11 protein-coding genes and 1 tRNA gene are annotated in these 16,700 nt (G+C 51.8%); 8 read left to right on the forward strand and 4 right to left on the reverse strand.

The genetic code is table 11. The features are described from left to right. Window positions 1–249 precede the first annotated feature (249 nt). Window positions 250–3,741: a carbamoyl-phosphate synthase large subunit gene (gene carB / locus F7P81_RS13075; protein WP_151159818.1), complete on the reverse strand. Its 3,492-nt coding sequence runs from the start codon at window positions 3,739–3,741 to the stop codon at window positions 250–252. A gap of 322 nt (window positions 3,742–4,063) precedes the next feature. On the opposite strand from carB, the gene ypfJ reads away from it, so the two are divergent. After that, entirely contained in the window at window positions 4,064–4,975 is a 912-nt protein-coding gene (gene ypfJ / locus F7P81_RS13080) for a KPN_02809 family neutral zinc metallopeptidase (RefSeq protein ID WP_116087806.1), read from the forward strand. 240 nt (window positions 4,976–5,215) lie between these two features. Here the strand turns inward: ypfJ and carA are convergent, their stop codons facing one another. Next, window positions 5,216–6,436 carry a glutamine-hydrolyzing carbamoyl-phosphate synthase small subunit gene (gene carA, locus F7P81_RS13085; RefSeq protein ID WP_151159820.1) on the reverse strand — a complete coding sequence of 407 codons (1,221 nt, stop codon included), beginning with the start codon at window positions 6,434–6,436 and terminating at the stop codon, window positions 5,216–5,218. Window positions 6,437–7,155: 719 nt separating this feature from the next. On the opposite strand from carA, the gene F7P81_RS13090 reads away from it, so the two are divergent. After that, window positions 7,156–7,611: a GatB/YqeY domain-containing protein gene (locus F7P81_RS13090; protein ID WP_022710976.1), complete on the forward strand. Its 456-nt coding sequence runs from the start codon at window positions 7,156–7,158 to the stop codon at window positions 7,609–7,611. 54 nt (window positions 7,612–7,665) lie between these two features. On the opposite strand, the gene F7P81_RS13095 is transcribed toward F7P81_RS13090, so the two are convergent. Then, on the reverse strand, window positions 7,666–9,342 hold the full coding sequence (locus tag F7P81_RS13095) for a Na/Pi cotransporter family protein (protein ID WP_075656065.1): 1,677 nt from the start codon (window positions 9,340–9,342) through the stop codon (window positions 7,666–7,668). Window positions 9,343–9,871: 529 nt separating this feature from the next. Here F7P81_RS13095 and dnaG point away from each other — a divergent pair. From dnaG to F7P81_RS13125, 6 genes are all read left to right on the forward strand, one after another. Beyond that, complete coding sequence (gene dnaG / locus F7P81_RS13100) at window positions 9,872–11,845, forward strand: DNA primase (RefSeq protein WP_151159821.1); 1,974 nt, start codon at window positions 9,872–9,874, stop codon at window positions 11,843–11,845. Window positions 11,846–12,304: 459 nt separating this feature from the next. After that, window positions 12,305–14,326 carry an RNA polymerase sigma factor RpoD gene (gene rpoD / locus F7P81_RS13105; RefSeq protein WP_022710979.1) on the forward strand — a complete coding sequence of 674 codons (2,022 nt, stop codon included), beginning with the start codon at window positions 12,305–12,307 and terminating at the stop codon, window positions 14,324–14,326. Between the two features lie 159 nt (window positions 14,327–14,485). After that, complete coding sequence (locus tag F7P81_RS13110; RefSeq protein WP_151159822.1) at window positions 14,486–14,779, forward strand: HlyU family transcriptional regulator; 294 nt, start codon at window positions 14,486–14,488, stop codon at window positions 14,777–14,779. Window positions 14,780–14,892: 113 nt separating this feature from the next. Further along, window positions 14,893–15,339: a YcgN family cysteine cluster protein gene (locus F7P81_RS13115; protein ID WP_051139026.1), complete on the forward strand. Its 447-nt coding sequence runs from the start codon at window positions 14,893–14,895 to the stop codon at window positions 15,337–15,339. A 112-nt stretch (window positions 15,340–15,451) separates the two neighbouring features. Beyond that, window positions 15,452–15,817 (forward strand): antifreeze protein, encoded by a 366-nt coding sequence (locus F7P81_RS13120; RefSeq protein WP_151159824.1) that lies wholly within the window; start codon window positions 15,452–15,454, stop codon window positions 15,815–15,817. A gap of 249 nt (window positions 15,818–16,066) precedes the next feature. Then, window positions 16,067–16,143: transfer RNA gene (locus tag F7P81_RS13125), tRNA-Ile, on the forward strand. Between the two features lie 315 nt (window positions 16,144–16,458). Here F7P81_RS13125 and F7P81_RS13130 read toward each other — a convergent pair. Further along, complete coding sequence (locus F7P81_RS13130; RefSeq protein WP_151159825.1) at window positions 16,459–16,656, reverse strand: hypothetical protein; 198 nt, start codon at window positions 16,654–16,656, stop codon at window positions 16,459–16,461. Between the last annotated feature and the right edge of the window lie 44 nt (window positions 16,657–16,700).

The raw sequence follows: 16,700 nt of genomic DNA on the forward strand, positions 1-16,700 counted from the left end.
GAACTCAACATATGCGACATTTTTGACCAATACAAGGCGGCTTCTCAGGAAATCGCACATGGACGGAGAATAAATCTCCGGCAAACCTTTACAACGCGCGAGAATATTTCTGCAAATTGCCGCTCTCCGAAAAGTATCTCTGTAGAGTTCAATGCAGGGGAGCGATGTATCCGGAGCAGGAATTACAGTGCTGAAAACACAAAAGGCAGCCTTATAAGGCTGCCTTTTGCTTGATCGTTTATGTGCTTATCAGGCTTTCTTGAAGTAATCCTGCAATGGACGAACTTCCAGTGATCCGGCCTTGAGCGCGGCAATCGCTTCAGAAACCGCCTCTGCACCAGCCAGTGTGGTGTAATATGGCAGTTTGTGCATCAGGGTCGCACGGCGGATCGACTTGCTGTCGGAAACCGCGCTGACGCTGTCTGTGGTGTTGAAGACAATATGCACCTGACGGTTGCGGATGGCGTCTTCAATATGCGGACGGCCTTCCAGAACCTTGTTGACCTTGGTGGCTTCGATGCCCTGTTCAGCCAGATAGCGCTGTGTGCCACCGGTTGCCAGAACTTTAAAGCCGAGGTCTGCCAGACGCTTAACAGGCGCTACGATGCGTGCTTTGTCTTCATCGCGGACGGAGACAAATACTGTACCGTCGCGTGGCAGATCAACGCCTGCGCCGAGCTGTGATTTTGCAAAGGCCAGTGCATAGTCATAGTCGAGACCCATGACTTCACCGGTCGAACGCATTTCAGGTCCGAGCAGGGTGTCTACACCCGGGAAGCGGGCGAACGGGAACACGGCTTCCTTCACCGCGATGTGGCGCTGTGCTTTCACATCAGGCTTGCCGCCATAGGCAGCCAGTGCCTGTTCGAGGCTTTCACCGGCCATAATGCGTGCTGCAACCTTGGCAATCGGTGTGCCGTTGGTTTTAGCCACGAAAGGCACGGTACGCGATGCACGCGGATTGACCTCAAGCACATAGACCACATTGTCTTTGATCGCATATTGCACGTTCATCAGACCGCCGACATTGAGCGCCTTGGCCATGGCAATGGTCTGGCGTTCGAGTTCAGCAACGATTTCATCGCTCAGAGTGTGAACCGGCAGGGAGCAGGCTGAGTCACCGGAGTGAATACCGGCTTCTTCAATATGTTCCATGATACCGGCAACATAAGCGTCTTTGCCGTCGCAGAGACAGTCCACATCCACTTCGATAGCATCGGTCAGATAGGTATCAAACAGCAGCGGGTTTTTGCCCAGCAGTGTGTTGATCTGGCCGGTTTTATCATTCGGATATTTGGCTTTAATATCTTCGGTCACCAGTTCAGGCACAGTTTCCAGCAGATATTTCTGCAGCATACGCTCATCATGAATGATCTGCATGGCGCGGCCACCCAGAACATAAGACGGGCGAACCACCAGCGGGAAGCCGAGATCAGCAGCGATCAGGCGAGCCTGTTCAACGGAATAGGCAATGCCGTTTTTCGGCTGGTTGAGGCCGAGCTTGATCAGCAGCTTCTGGAAGCGGTCACGGTCTTCCGCCAGATCGATCGCATCCGGTGAGGTGCCGAGGATTGGAATATTGGCTTTTTCCAGTGCATTGGCGAGTTTCAGCGGGGTCTGACCACCGAACTGTACGATCACGCCGTGCAGAGTGCCTTTTTCCTGCTCTTTGCGCAGAATTTCGATCACATCTTCATCGGTCAGCGGTTCGAAATACAGACGGTCTGACGTGTCATAGTCCGTGGAAACCGTTTCCGGATTACAGTTGATCATGATCGCTTCATAACCGGCATCGCTCAGCGCGAAAGCCGCATGGCAGCAGCAATAATCGAACTCGATACCCTGACCGATACGGTTAGGACCACCGCCGAGGATCACAACTTTTTTGCGCTCGGATACATCCGCTTCACAGGCTTCAACACCTGCAAACGGCGTTTCATAGGTCGAATACATATAAGCCGTTGGTGAAGAGAATTCCGCAGCGCAGGTATCAATGCGCTTGAAAATCGGATGCACGCTCAGTTCTGCACGATGTTTGGCAACATCCTTGGCATCTTTGCGTATCAGGCTTGCAAGGCGGCTGTCTGAGAAGCCCATGGCTTTCAGATAGCGCATATTTTCCGCATCCTGCGGCAGACCATGTTCACGGACACGATCTTCAGTCGCAACGATCTCGGCCATCTGCTCAAGGAACCAAGGATCGATCTTGCAGGCTGCATGAATTTCATCAAGCGGCATGCCGAGACGCATGGCCTGTGCAACCATACGCAGACGATCCGGTGTCGGTGTGCCGATAGCTGCGCGGATTGCGCCTTTTTCATCGCCGTCTTCAATATTCGGGATTGCGATTTCATCCAGACCGGTCAGGCCTGTTTCCAAACCGCGCAGAGCTTTCTGTAAGGATTCCTGGAAGGTACGGCCGATAGCCATCACTTCACCGACCGATTTCATCGCGGTGGTCAGGACATTGTTGGCGCCCGGGAATTTCTCAAAAGCGAAACGCGGGATTTTGGTAACAACATAGTCAATGCTTGGTTCAAACGAAGCCGGTGTTGCACCGCCGGTAATATCGTTTTCCAGCTCGTCCATGGTGTAGCCGACAGCCAGTTTGGCGGCGACTTTAGCAATCGGGAAGCCGGTTGCCTTGGAGGCCAGTGCTGACGAGCGGGACACGCGCGGGTTCATTTCAATAACGATCAGGCGGCCGTTTTCAGGATTAACCGCGAACTGTACGTTCGAGCCGCCGGTTTCAACGCCGATTTCACGCAGCACTGCGATCGAAGCATCGCGCATGATCTGATATTCTTTATCAGTCAGCGTCAGGGCAGGGGCAACAGTGATACTGTCACCGGTGTGAACGCCCATCGGGTCGATATTTTCGATCGAGCAGATGATGATGCAGTTGTCCGCTTTGTCGCGCACAACTTCCATTTCATATTCTTTCCAGCCGAGCACGGATTCTTCAATCAGTACTTCGGTGGTTGGCGATGCATCGAGACCGCCTTCTACGATTTCAAAAAATTCCGAGCGATTATAGGCAATGCCGCCGCCGGTGCCGCCGAGTGTAAAGCTCGGGCGGATAATGGCAGGCAGACCAACATGATCGAGCGCCTGTGCTGCCAGACCCATAGCATGGGTCATGTAGCGCTGCTTGCGGTCAGTTTCGCCGAGCTGCCATTCGGTTTCCAGCTTGTCGAGTGCTTTGTCGAGATCGTCGCCGGAGAGCTTGGCTTTCAGCTCTTCACGTTTGATCTTATGGGCTTTGCGGTCTTCGTCTTTAACGTCCGTGGCATTGGCCAGCATGGACTTTGGTGTCTCAAGGCCGATTTTAGCCATGGCTTCGCGGAACAATGCGCGGTCTTCGGCTTTATCAATGGCTTTGGCATCAGCGCCGATCATTTCCACATTGTAGCGGTCGAGAACACCCATGCGCTTCAGCGACAGCGCGGTGTTCAGTGCAGTCTGGCCGCCCATGGTTGGCAGCAGCGCATCAGGGCGCTCTTTGGCGATGATCTTGGCAACAACTTCCGGTGTGATCGGCTCAATATATGTAGCATCCGCCAGATCAGGATCTGTCATGATCGTGGCCGGATTGGAATTCACCAGAATGATCCGGTACCCTTCTTCTTTCAGGGCTTTACAGGCCTGTGTGCCTGAATAGTCAAATTCACATGCCTGACCGATAACAATTGGTCCCGCTCCGATAATCAGAATCGATTTGATGTCTGTGCGTTTTGGCATGGTCTCATCCTGTGTTTAGCGCTTATTCGGCTCTGCGACAAAAGCCCGAACGGTATGACCGTCGGGTTCAGAGGCTATATGATGCGTCTGGGCTAAGCGTGTCTTATAGGTAATCAATTTGCGGAAAGTAACCCCTTAAATACGTTATTTGGGAGAAAATATGCGTTTATAACAATTCTTATTGAAATTTGACCGGTTGTCAGCCTGTTTTGAAATGTCCTGTGTTTTATCTTTGCTAAATAGACCGCGGGCAGAGTAGCGGGCAGAGCATTTCCGTTTTATTATAGCTGCCAAAGAATTATGTAAAATAAGGAGAGCGCTGATGCGCTGGCAAGGTCGCGAAGAGAGTGACAATGTTGAGGATCGCCGTGGGAATGGCGGAGGTGGTCTGAGAGGTGGTGGCGGACTCGGCGGGCCGGGTTTCCGTGTTGTGCGCGGCGGCGGGCTTTCCGGCATTCTTATTCTGGGTGTTATGGCACTTGTTTTGTGGATGGCCGGTATTAATCCGCTGCCTATCCTGTTCGGTGACGGTTCCATCCAGAGCACACAGACATCCGGCGGCTCTTCCAATATTGGTGCTTCCACGCCGCGCGCCGATGATGAAGCGGCCAGTTTCAGTCGTGTTGTCTTGAAAGAAACAGAAGAAGTCTGGAGCGGTATTTTCCAGTCTGCCGGTCAGACCTATAAAAAGCCGGTTCTGGTGTTGTTTGACGGTCAGGTAAGATCCGCCTGCGGTTTTGCTTCTGCTGCCTCGGGACCTTTCTACTGCCCGGGCGACCAGAAAGTTTATATCGATCTGAGTTTCTACCGTGAACTGGACAAGCGTTTCGGCGCTTCCGGTGATTTTGCCCATGCCTATGTGCTGTCGCATGAAGTTGGTCATCATGTGCAGAACCTTCTCGGTATTCTGCCGAAATTTAACCAGATGCGTCAAAGCATGAGTGAAGCGCAGTCCAATGCCATGTCCGTGCGCGTGGAATTGCAGGCCGATTGCTTTGCCGGTGTCTGGGGTAAATTCACCGAGCAGAAAGGCCTGCTGGAGCAGGGTGATCTCGAAGAAGCTCTGAACGCTGCCCATCAGATCGGTGACGATACTTTGCAGAAGCGTTCGCAGGGCTATGTCGTGCCGGAAAGCTTCAATCACGGTACCTCTGAACAGCGTGCCAAATGGTTCAAGCGCGGCTTCGATACGGGACGGGTTGATGCCTGTGATACTTTCAACAACCCCATTTAATATATTCGGGTGCTGACGGTCTGCAAATAGCGCCTTCCTGTGCTTCCGGTACTCACGTACTATAGTACGCTCCGTTCCGGTTCTCGTAAGACACTATTTTCGCCACGTCATCATCCCGAATATGACCTCGCGCTTGATAGAAAAATCAAACTACGAGTATAGAAAAAGGCCGGTGAAAATCACCGGCCTTTTATTTTGTCTATGAATATTTATCTCAGGCCGCATCGCGTCCTTTTAAGCTCAGGCCGCTTCGCGTTCCGGCAGAGGTTCCTGACCCTTGCGTGCGCGGATCAGGTTGATAAAGCGGCGGAACAGGTAGAACGAGTCTTCAGGACCCGGAGAAGCTTCCGGATGGTGCTGTACTGAGAAGACCGGCTTGCCGATAATCCGCAATCCGCAATTTGTACCGTCAAACAGCGAGATGTGAGTTTCTTCCACGCCTGAAGGCAGGCTGTCCGCATCCACTGCAAAGCCGTGGTTCATCGATACGATTTCAACTTTACCGGTTGTGTGATCTTTCACCGGATGGTTGCCGCCGTGATGACCCTGATGCATCTTCACTGTCTTGCCACCTGTTGCCAGTGCCAGCATCTGGTGGCCGAGGCAGATACCAAACAGCGGAATGTCGGTTTCAATCAGTTTTTTAATGGTTGGCACTGCATATTCACCGGTAGCCGCCGGATCGCCAGGGCCGTTGGACAGGAATACGCCGTCCGGATTGTGCGCCAGAATATCTTCAGCGCTTGCTGTAGCCGGAACAACCGTTACCTTGCCGCCGAGATCTGCAAACAGACGAAGAATGTTACGTTTGATACCATAGTCAACTGCAACGACATGGAACTGTTCTTCTGTCTGGCTGCCATAGCCTTCATTCCAGACCCATGACTTTTCTGTCCATACGGAAGACTGGCCGGAAGTAACATCTTTAGCGAGGTCGAGGTCTACGAGACCAGCCCATGCTGCCGCGCGTTTTTTCAGAGCCGGAATGTCGAAATTGCCGCTCGGATCGTGAGCGATCACGGCATTGGCTGCGCCTTTTTCACGGATCAGGGCGGTCAGTGCGCGTGTATCAACATTGCTGAGGCCGATAATGCCGTGCTGCTTCAGCCATTTGTCGAAATCCTGAGTGGCGCGGTAGTTTGAAGGGGCAGTAATATCAGCCTTAATGATTGTGCCGACTGCGCCGGAGCGGCTGGCCGGATTAAGGCGCTCGCTGTCTTCTTCATTGGTGCCGACATTGCCGATATGTGGGAATGTGAAAGTCACGATCTGGCCTGCATAGGACGGATCGGTCAGAACTTCCTGATAACCGGTGAGGGAGGTGTTGAAGCAGACTTCCGCTTCAATCGCGCCGACTGCGCCGACACCTTTGCCTTCGATCACTGTGCCGTCCGCCAAAACAAGAACAGCTGTTGGCTTGGAAGTCGTCCAGGGTGCGGTTTTGTGTGTGGTTTCGGTCATTGAGGCACTCCTGATCAAAATTGCGCGCTGTGCTGTTAGAGCATAACACCTTAAACTTGCATCAGTTTAAGGATAAATTATGCTCCAATTTTTAAGTGTTAGAGCGAGTTTTGTGCGCCCAACAGGGCGCCCGGCGCTCTAAGTATGTCGCGTCCGTAACCGGCTTTGTGGTCGGCCATCTGAACGGCAACTATGTGTTATATGTGCAGATGCAACCCGGTATGATAAACACCAGATGTGCAAAAACGCGCCGGATACAATGAGCTCCGTCGCGAGAATGAAAAAAATCTTCTGCTAAGATTAATAATGTAAAGAAATCTTGCCCTGCGGTCAATTGCTGTGACGGATATTTTCGCGGGAAAAGCGGCGGCCAGTACGCGGTCAGTACTTTGGGCTTATCAAGACAGCCAGAAAAAGCTGGTTTCTGCTTGCATAATGCGGAGGCATAATGAGGTTGCGCGAAGAAAATAAGCTGATGGTTTTGCCAAGACTGCAAATTGCGCTATAAGGCCTTTGATTTGCTTATTCCGGCCAGCTTTATTGCATTCAGGAGCGTATCGCCTTTATTCTGTTTTGTGCGCACGCTCTGATTTCTGTAAAATTTGCATCATGCGCGTGTTTATAAAAAGACAACTGACCGCGCCTTGCTCTGACCGGATTTTATAAATTTAACAGGCCGGATACGAATATATAATGCTGTCCTGCCAAGGAGATAAGAAATGCTGCGTCAGGAAATTTCGCAAGCTCTGACAACGGCTATGAAAGCCCATGAAAAAATGCGTGCTTCAACGCTGCGCCTGATTATGGCTGCTCTGAAGGATCGCGACATTGCCAATCGCGGTGCAGGCAAAGACCCTGTATCGGATGATGAAATTCTGGCAATTCTTGCCAAGATGATCAAGCAGCGTGAAGAATCTGCCAAAATGTACGAAGAAGGCAATCGTATTGAACTGGCTGAAAATGAACGCGCTGAAATCGAGATCATCAGAGAATTTCTGCCTCAGCAGTTGAGCGATGAAGAAATCCGCGCCAACAGCGCCGCTGCCATTGCCGAAGTCGGTGCGGAAGGCCTGCGCGATATGGGTAAGGTAATGGCGGTTCTTAAAGAACGTTATACCGGCCAGATGGATTTCGCTAAGGCCAGCGGTGTGCTGAAAGAACTGCTCGGTAGCTGATCCTGAATAATTGAGAAAAACAAAAAGCCCGCGATCAACGCGGGCTTTTTTGTGTCAGCTTTCCGTCACTGTTTTCAGGCGGGTGCCGCCGAGCATGCCTTTTTCTTCCAGTACCGGATAGGCCATTGAAGCCAGCAGCGAGTTGATCTGCTTGAGATCGCGGATCGTATCCAGATGGATCGAACTGGTCTCGACACTGCGCACAGTTCCTTCACGCAGGCGCTGGAAATGCATTTCGCTGGTGCGTTTCTCCATATCGCGCAGATGGTCTTTTTCATGCACGAGCTGGCGCGCCGTATAGCTGTCACGCGATACCAATACGTTGAAGGCCAGATGCGCATTGGAAACGACCATGGCGTGGAATTCGGTCAGTTCATCCCAGCCTTCTTCTGTGAACTCCAGCTTACGATCCATCTTCTTCTGCACATGGGCAAGCATATTGCGCACAATAATATCGCCGACCTGTTCCAGTTTAACGCAGGCACCGAGTAGTTCCTGCGTGCGCAGAGCTTCATCTTCGCTCAGGTTTTTGGTCGCCAGTTTCGCCAGATAGAGCTTGATGGCGGCATGACGGGCATCCAGACGGTCATCCAGTTTTGCCAGTTCATTAATGCCGACCTGATCCGGTTTTTCATAAAGATCCATAATCCGGCGCAGCATCACGTCAACGGTTTCGCAGGTGCGCACAACTTCACGCGTTGCATTACCGAGGGCAAGTGGCGGGGAGTTGATGACGCTCATATCCAGCGCGCTGATTTCCTGCGTGAATACAGTTTCTGCCGGTGCTTCCGGTTTGGCTTTAAGATTGACCAGTGCTTCCGTAGCGCGCAGCACAAGTCCTGACAGCGGAATACCTGCAATCAGAATAATCGTATTGAACAGGATATGCGCATTCACAACCTGACTGACCGGATCGGAGCCGAGAAACTCGACCGGAGGCTTAAAGGACAGAAACAGGATCAGGATAACGAGAGAGCCTGCGCCGCGCATCAGCAGATTGCCGAGCGGTACCACGCGGGTTTCCGGCGGGGCATTGCGTGTGAGCAGGGGGGCGATGATAGAAGAGCCAAGATTGACGCCAAGCACCATTACCACAGCCAGATCCGGCTGAATGAGGCCGCGTGAGGCGAAAGACGTGAGTAAGATGATTGCGGCAATTGATGAATGGAACAGCCATGTCATCAGCGCTGCAAGCAGATAAGTGGTGACCGGATCGCTCGCCAGATAATTGACAATCACCGGCAGCAGCTGACTGTCGCGCAATGGCGTTGTCGCTTCACCTGTGAGTTCAAGCGAGAGAATAAGCAGGCCGATACCGACCAGAATCTTACCATTCTGCCGCCAGAACAAACGCTCGGAAGACATGGAAATGAATGTGCCTGCCACAAGCGCCAAAGGCACCAGCAAAGTCAGGTCATAGCTCAGGATTTTAACGACAAGGGCAGAGCCGAGCTCGCCGCCGCGCACGGCCATAAGTCCGGCCACACCGCTGACAAAGCCTGCGCCGACAAAAGAGCCGACCAGCAAAGTGACGGCCGTGGAGCTTTGTAGGGATACAGCCAGCAAAACACCGAAGCTGACCGCCAGAAGCGGTTTTTGCATATATTTGCGCAGTCGTCGGCGTAACCGGTCGCCATAGGCGCTTTCAACGCCTGCCCGAACCATACGGGTTGCCCATAAGAGCAACGCGACTGCCCCTGCAAGATGCAGGAGGACGACTGAACCATTCAAATGCGTATTCCTTTTTTATTACCGGATGATTAGCTCATCCTTTGTGGTTCCCCGGATTGTCTCCGGATGCTCCGTTCCTGTTCGCGCATACACAACATTGCTGCAGTGATTTGGCGGAATGATCAGGACGGATAAAATGCAGTGCGAAAATCATGCACTGGCTAATCAATCTAGGCACATTATGCTTAATTTGGAAGAGGGATTTTACCTCTAACAGATGGTATTTAAAGTTTTTATGACAAATTTATGACAGTTAGCCGACTAAATCAAAATCCTGCATTTTCAGGTACTGAAGGATAATATTGCTGTCCCGTTGTATAAGATGATAAGCGATAATTATGACAACTGTGCTACCCGCTTATAGGAGAGGCTGCACTTGCACAGGAACCGGCATGTGAGTATCGGGGAAAGATGCGTTGTTGAGGCGTGTTTTTCTGTATTCCGTGCTATTAAGGTGAGGGGACAAGTCTGATGTCCCCCGAAGCCAGTATTGTTCTGGCAAGAGAACTGAGAGAGAATTTAAAGGCGCATGCGTTTCCCCCCGTCCTTCCTTGATGAAATCCGCGACCGCGTTCCGATATCGTCTGTGATCGGGACACGCGTGAGTTTTGATCGCAAGAAAACCAATGCGTCCAAGGGGGATTTCTGGGCGTGCTGTCCTTTTCATGGTGAAAAAAGCCCGAGCTTTCACTGTGAGGATCGCAAAGGCCGCTATCATTGTTTCGGCTGTGGTGTGACGGGCGATCATTTCCGTTTTCTTACAGAACTCGAAGGTTTGAACTTTCCCGAGGCTGTCGCACGGATCGCCGATATGGCCGGTGTTCCGATGCCGGTTATGGATGCCGAACAGCAGAGACGCGAGGAAAAGCGCGGCACGCTCTATGATGTGATGGAACTGGCCGCAGCATTTTTTGAAGATCAGTTGCAGGCATCCGTTGGTGCCAAAGCGCGTTCTTATTTGCGCGACCGTGGCTTAAATGCGCAGACGCAGGCCGAGTTCCGTATCGGTTATGCGCCGGAGGGGCGCAATATTCTCAAGGAATATCTGGCCTCAAAAGGCGCAACCCGTGAGCAGATTGAAGCCTGCGGCATGGTTGTGCATGGTGAAGGCATTGCGGTGTCTTATGACCGTTTCCGCGACCGCATTATGTTTCCGATTACCGACAGCCGCAATCGCGTAATCGCCTTTGGCGGACGTGCAATGTCACCGGATGCACCTGCGAAATATCTCAACTCACCGGAAACCGAACTATTTCATAAAGGTCGCGTGCTCTACAATATGGTACACGCGCGCCGTGCCTGTCAGGCGCAAAATGGCGAAGAAGCCAAACCGGTCATTGCCGTTGAAGGCTATATGGATGTGATCGCACTGGCTCAGGCAGGTTTCAACGAGGTGGTGGCGCCGCTTGGCACGGCACTGACCGAGGAGCAGATGGCTTTGCTCTGGCGGATCAGCCCTGAGCCGGTTTTGTGCTTTGACGGCGATCAGGCCGGTCTTCGTGCTGCCTATCGTGCGGTGGATACCGGTTTGCCGAATTTGCAACCGGGCAAATCGCTGGCTTTTGCTCTGTTGCCTGAGGGTAAAGACCCCGACGATCTGGTCAAGGAGCAGGGTGCTTCCGCATTTCGTGTCGTGTTGCAGGATGCCAAACCGCTGGCTGAAATGCTGTGGATGCGGGAAACTGCGGGCGGGAATTTTGAAACGCCGGAGCGCCGTGCTGAACTTGATGCACGGATGCGCACCCATGTGGCGCGCATCAAGGACGAAAGCGTCAAACATTATTACAGCCAGCATATGCGCGAGAAATCGCAGAGCTTCTTCGGTCCTAAATGGGGGCGGCAGAATGCCGGTAAGCAGGCCGGTGGCTTCGGCGGCAAGGGTAATTTTCAGCCGCAGCGCGGTAAAGGTAGCGGTTTCGGTGGTGGCTTTGGCAATGCGGCCTCAACCAAGGCTTCTGACAGTCTGACCCGTTCCGCGATTGTGAAGGGCGGTTCATCCGCACCAAGTCTGCGCGAGGCGACGATCGTTCTGACGCTGATTAATCATCCGGCACTGATCGATGAGAATTTTGAGGTTGTAGCTACACTGGAACTGACCCATGCGGGGCTGACGGCGCTTCATGCCGCGGTTCTGGATGTGATGGCCAGCCATCTTGCCGAAGACGGTAAGATGATGCGTAAAATCCTCAATGAAAACGGTTTTTCAGAATTGCTGGATGAGCTGGAGCTGGTGGTGCGCCGTGCGCGTCTGTGGCCTGCAACGCTGCTGGCAGCCGAAGATGATGCCCGCGAAGCCCTCAAACAGGCGATGCACTTGCATCTGCGCGCACGGACACTACATAAGGAACTAAGAGCCGTAGAAGAGGCTCTTTCCACTGAAGCGTCAGCCGAGGTTTTTGCGCGTTTGATTGATATTCAGAGCGAAATTCGCAAGGCCGATGCAACCGAAGCGCTTATTGAAGGTTTCGGTCAGTCTTCAGGACGCCCGCCCGGCGGTTTCTGAGGATAAACAGATACGTGAATAAGGTCGCCAAACAGAGATAATTTGAACAAAAACTGCTCAGAACTGCATTGTTCGGTGCTTAACCGGCGTCACTCTGTCGCGAATCTGCATAAATGATTCGCTTTTTCCATGCGAATCATATGAGTCGCATTCTTTAATTGTATCGGTGAGAGCTCGTTCGTCGCTGAAAGGCGATAATACACAGCATCTGAACAATGTCATTACCGGAGTTTATGGCCGGTATGAGGTCAATACGGGGCTGAGAAAGCTCTGTAAATATGAAATTTGCAAACCGTTGTTTTAATTGCCGCAGCCGGTAATCAGCACGGTTAATCCGGTTTTAACGCGAAAGCGCTATTGCCGATACTATCGATAGTCACGGGGCATAACGCGAATCGTTTGTTTTGTTGTTCATTCTGCCCGATGGACAAAACAAACCGATCGTCTGGAGATAAATATATGGCAACGAAGGCAAAGGAAAACGAAGAAGCTGAAGTCGAGCGCGATGGCGCGACCGATGGGCCGCTTCTCGACCTTTCGGACGACGCTGTCAAGAAGATGATTAAGCTCGCCAAGAAGCGTGGCTATGTCACGATGGACGAGCTGAATGCCGTGCTGCCTTCTGAGGAAGTCACATCCGAGCAGATCGAAGATACAATGTCGATGTTGTCCGATATGGGCATCAATGTTGTTGAAGATGACGAGCAGGATGCCGACGCAGAAGAGCGCGACGATGACAGCGAAGAAAGCGGCGGTGATCTGGTAGAAGCCGGCGGTACCGCGCTGGCGACAACGACCACCAAAAAAGAGCCGACAGACCGTACCGATGATCCGGTGCGTATGTATCTGCGCGAAATGGGTTCGGTTGAACTGTTGTCGCGTGAAGGTGAAATCGCGATTGCCAAGCGTATTGAAGCTGGCCGCGAAACTATGATTGCAGGGCTTTGCGAAAGCCCGCTGACATTTCAGGCTCTGATTATCTGGCGTGAAGCACTGAACGACCAGCAGATTTTGCTGCGCGAAATCATTGATCTTGAAACCACTTATGCGGGTCCTGAAGCAAAACAGGCGCCGGTGATCGAGCGTGTGGAAGAACAGCCTGCGCGCGGTGATGACAAGGGTGGCCGTCGTTCACGCGATGACGATGATATCACCAATGTCGGCGGTGAAATTCAGGAAGAATATGACGAGGATGAAGATGATGAGGCCAATCTGTCGCTTGCTGCGATGGAAGCCGAATTGCGTCCTCAGGTCATGGAAACCCTCGATCTGATCGCTGATACCTATAAGAAACTGCGCAAATTGCAGGATCAGCAGGTTGAAGGCCGTCTGGCTGCTGCCGGTGAATTGTCGACCTCGCAGGAGCGCCGCTACAAGGAACTGAAAGATCAGCTGATCAAAGCAGTTAAGTCGCTGTCGCTGAACCAGAATCGTATTGAATCGCTGGTTGAGCAGCTCTACGACATTAACAAGCGTCTCGTTCAGAACGAAGGCAAGCTGTTACGTCTTGCGGAATCTTTCGGCGTGCGCCGTGAAGAATTCCTCAAAGAATATCAGGGCAATGAACTTGACCCGAACTGGACTGACCGTCTTGCAACCCTGACAGCCCGCGGCTGGAAGGACTTTGTTGCCAAGGAAAAACGCGGCATTGATAATCTGCGTTCGGAAATTCAGAATCTGGCCACTGAAACCGCGATTTCGATCGGTGAATTCCGCCGCATCGTTAATCAGGTGCAGAAGGGCGAGCGCGAAGCAACCATTGCCAAGAAGGAAATGGTTGAAGCAAACCTGCGTCTCGTGATTTCGATTGCCAAGAAATATACCAACCGTGGTTTGCAGTTCCTTGATCTTATTCAGGAAGGCAATATCGGCCTGATGAAGGCGGTTGATAAGTTCGAATATCGCCGTGGTTATAAGTTCTCGACCTATGCGACATGGTGGATCAGACAGGCGATTACCCGTTCTATCGCGGATCAGGCACGTACCATCCGTATTCCGGTGCATATGATCGAAACGATCAACAAGATCGTTCGTACCTCGCGCCAGATGCTGCATGAAATCGGCCGTGAACCGACACCGGAAGAACTGGCTGAAAAGCTGGCTATGCCTTTGGAAAAAGTGCGTAAAGTGCTGAAAATCGCCAAGGAGCCGATCTCCCTTGAAACGCCGGTGGGTGATGAAGAAGATTCACATCTGGGCGACTTCATTGAAGATAAGAATGCGCTGCTGCCGATTGATGCAGCCATTCAGGCAAACCTGCGTGATACCACAACCCGCGTTCTGGCATCGCTGACCCCACGTGAAGAACGTGTTCTGCGTATGCGTTTTGGTATCGGTATGAACACCGACCACACGCTGGAAGAAGTTGGTCAGCAGTTCTCGGTTACCCGTGAGCGTATCCGTCAGATCGAGGCGAAAGCACTGCGTAAGCTCAAGCATCCGAGCCGCTCGCGCAAGCTGCGCTCGTTCCTGGATAGCTAAAAAGCACAAGAAAGTGTCGTCATCCCTGTGGTGGCGGCATTTTTTAGAGCGTGTCGTGTTTAATACTAGCCGCTGCGCTCGCTCTAAATTCTTTTAACTGTCGCATTGTCGCGGACGTTAAATGATCCCATTTAACTGCGAAATGCTCTAGGGGATAGAATGTCTTTTCTTAAACGCCTTTTCGGTTTTGGTTCTTCTGAGGCCGCAGACAGCAAGGCTCAGGCTGAGCCGGTCAGCAGTGAGCATAAGGGCTTCATCATTCTGGCAACGCCATTTGCCGAAGCCGGACAGTTTCAGACCTGCGGCTTGATCCGTAAGGAAATCGCTGGCGAGATGAAAGAACATAAATTCATCCGCGCAGATCGTTTCGCAACCATGGATGATGCGGTAAATATTACCCTCATCAAAGCCCGCCAGATTATTGATGAGCAGGGCGACAATTTATTTCGTTAAACCGAGGCGAAATTGACGAGACATAAGGCCCGGTTTACCGGGCCTTTTATTTTGAAATTGATTTATCCGGCCGCAGTAAGTTTGCTAAAATGCTGCGGGAAGGTGAGGGCGTTATGAAGAAACCATTCTGGCAAACCAAAACATTGCGTGAGTTGAACAAGCAGGAGTGGGAAAGCCTTTGTGATGGCTGCGGCCAGTGCTGCCTGCATAAATTGCAGGATGACGATACAGACGAGATTTACGGCACCAGTGTTGCCTGTACTTTGCTGGACGGCACAAGCTGTCAGTGCTCGGATTATCCGAACCGCAGAAAAACTGTGCCGGATTGCGTATTCCTGACACCGGAAATCATTGAGACCGTGCGCTGGTTGCCGGAGACCTGCGGCTATCGCCGTGTGTCTGAGGGCAGGGATCTGGAGTGGTGGCATCCGCTTGTTTCCGGCTCCAAAGAAACAGTGCATGAGGCCGGTATTTCCGTGCGTGGCAAGATCACTGCTTATGATCATGATCTACCGGATGAAGAGGCATATCTGAAACATATGACCGGTCACATTGCCTGATAAAAAGTGATCAGATGAACTGCAAATGAATGATTGATTGCTGCTGCATTCAGAAATAGCCTGCTAAATATTGGATATCGCAACAAGCAAAGAATTATCCAAGGAGGACAATATGTCGGGTTTCTCAATGAAGGCAGCAATTGTTTCCGGCCTGATTGGTCTTGCCGGTGTTTTCTCGGCGGGTGCATCGGCACAGGCCGCATCGCCTGCAGTATCGCTCACCATCAGCGGTGTGGCGGCAACCGGTGCGCCGGTGGTGCAGGTGAACCATCGTCATGGCCATTATAATCGTCCGCAATATCGTCCGAACCGTTATGCCTGCACACCGCGCAATGCGGTCTCCAAAGCATCGCGTATGGGCATTCGCGGGATGCGTGTGCATAGCAACCGCTCAACGATCCGCGTCTCCGGTTATCGTCATGGCCGTCCGGTGAGCGTGCTCTTCGGTAAAGCGCGTGGTTGCCCGATCTTGCGTTAATCCGGCATTGACTGGTTGAATTGATTTCCTGTCAGGCTGTGAATCGAACAGATTCGCAGCCTGATTTTTTTATGCGGATAAGAAGACGGCTTTTGTCGCTAAAATTATGGAAATATCTTGTTTTACAGAATGATATGCTGTGCCGTCGTCAATATCCGGTATGTCTTTAAACACTGATTGATAATGTTTTGGCTGATAAGCGAGTTAGTCTTGCGATCATGTTTCGATTCAGGTAGATCGGGATTGCGTGGGCCTGTAGCTCAATTGGTCAGAGCCGGCGGCTCATAACCGCTTGGTTGGGGGTTCGAGTCCCTCCGGGCCCACCATCCTCACTTGGATTTGTTAGGTTATTATATGCGCATTATTGCCAGCGCAAAGCTGGTGATTGTTGCTGCGGCTAAAATCCAGTTGGTCACTGTGATTGTGAGTTCCTGCTTCTGGAGCAATCTTAAAATAATCCAGACCACAGCCCATGTTACGGCAGTGCCGATAAATATGGTTCCGGTGAAGCTGATTAGTATTTCAGAGACATCTGTTCCCGAAACAATCTTCCCCAGAGCTTTGCTGCTTCCGTGCAGCAAAGCCAATATTATAAGAGTTGCAGCCGAGTTCATAACTGGTTTCATGGAGACGGCTTTTGCTTAAAGCGTGTCGTCCTCATTTTCATCATCATCGTCGGATTCAACAATATCCCATAGAAAGGCGCGCAAGCGTTCCTCAATGCTTTTTCTTGAAGCGCCGGATGCTTCCATGTCGCGCTTAATTTTGAAGAAGCGGTCTTTGTCGGTAGGGGAAAGATATTTTGTTGCGGATTCTAGGTTTGATAATTCACTGGCCATAAATGTCGGATGCTTCTTAAATGGTGAAAAGGACGGAAGTGCGT

It is taken from the genome of Pseudochrobactrum saccharolyticum (assembly GCF_008801715.1).
In the GTDB taxonomy this organism is placed as follows: domain Bacteria; phylum Pseudomonadota; class Alphaproteobacteria; order Rhizobiales; family Rhizobiaceae; genus Pseudochrobactrum; species Pseudochrobactrum saccharolyticum.

Excerpts from the sequence above, each read along its gene's own strand:
- carB (WP_151159818.1), bottom strand. The coding sequence starts at position 3,741 with ATGCCAAAACGCACAGACATCAAATCGATTCTGATTATCGGAGCGGGA.
- ypfJ (WP_116087806.1), top strand. The coding sequence starts at position 4,064 with ATGCGCTGGCAAGGTCGCGAAGAGAGTGACAATGTTGAGGATCGCCGT.
- carA (WP_151159820.1), bottom strand. The coding sequence starts at position 6,436 with ATGACCGAAACCACACACAAAACCGCACCCTGGACGACTTCCAAGCCA.
- F7P81_RS13090 (WP_022710976.1), top strand. The coding sequence starts at position 7,156 with ATGCTGCGTCAGGAAATTTCGCAAGCTCTGACAACGGCTATGAAAGCC.
- dnaG (WP_151159821.1), top strand. The coding sequence starts at position 9,872 with ATGCGTTTCCCCCCGTCCTTCCTTGATGAAATCCGCGACCGCGTTCCG.
- rpoD (WP_022710979.1), top strand. The coding sequence starts at position 12,305 with ATGGCAACGAAGGCAAAGGAAAACGAAGAAGCTGAAGTCGAGCGCGAT.
- F7P81_RS13110 (WP_151159822.1), top strand. The coding sequence starts at position 14,486 with ATGTCTTTTCTTAAACGCCTTTTCGGTTTTGGTTCTTCTGAGGCCGCA.
- F7P81_RS13115 (WP_051139026.1), top strand. The coding sequence starts at position 14,893 with ATGAAGAAACCATTCTGGCAAACCAAAACATTGCGTGAGTTGAACAAG.
- F7P81_RS13120 (WP_151159824.1), top strand. The coding sequence starts at position 15,452 with ATGTCGGGTTTCTCAATGAAGGCAGCAATTGTTTCCGGCCTGATTGGT.
- F7P81_RS13130 (WP_151159825.1), bottom strand. The coding sequence starts at position 16,656 with ATGGCCAGTGAATTATCAAACCTAGAATCCGCAACAAAATATCTTTCC.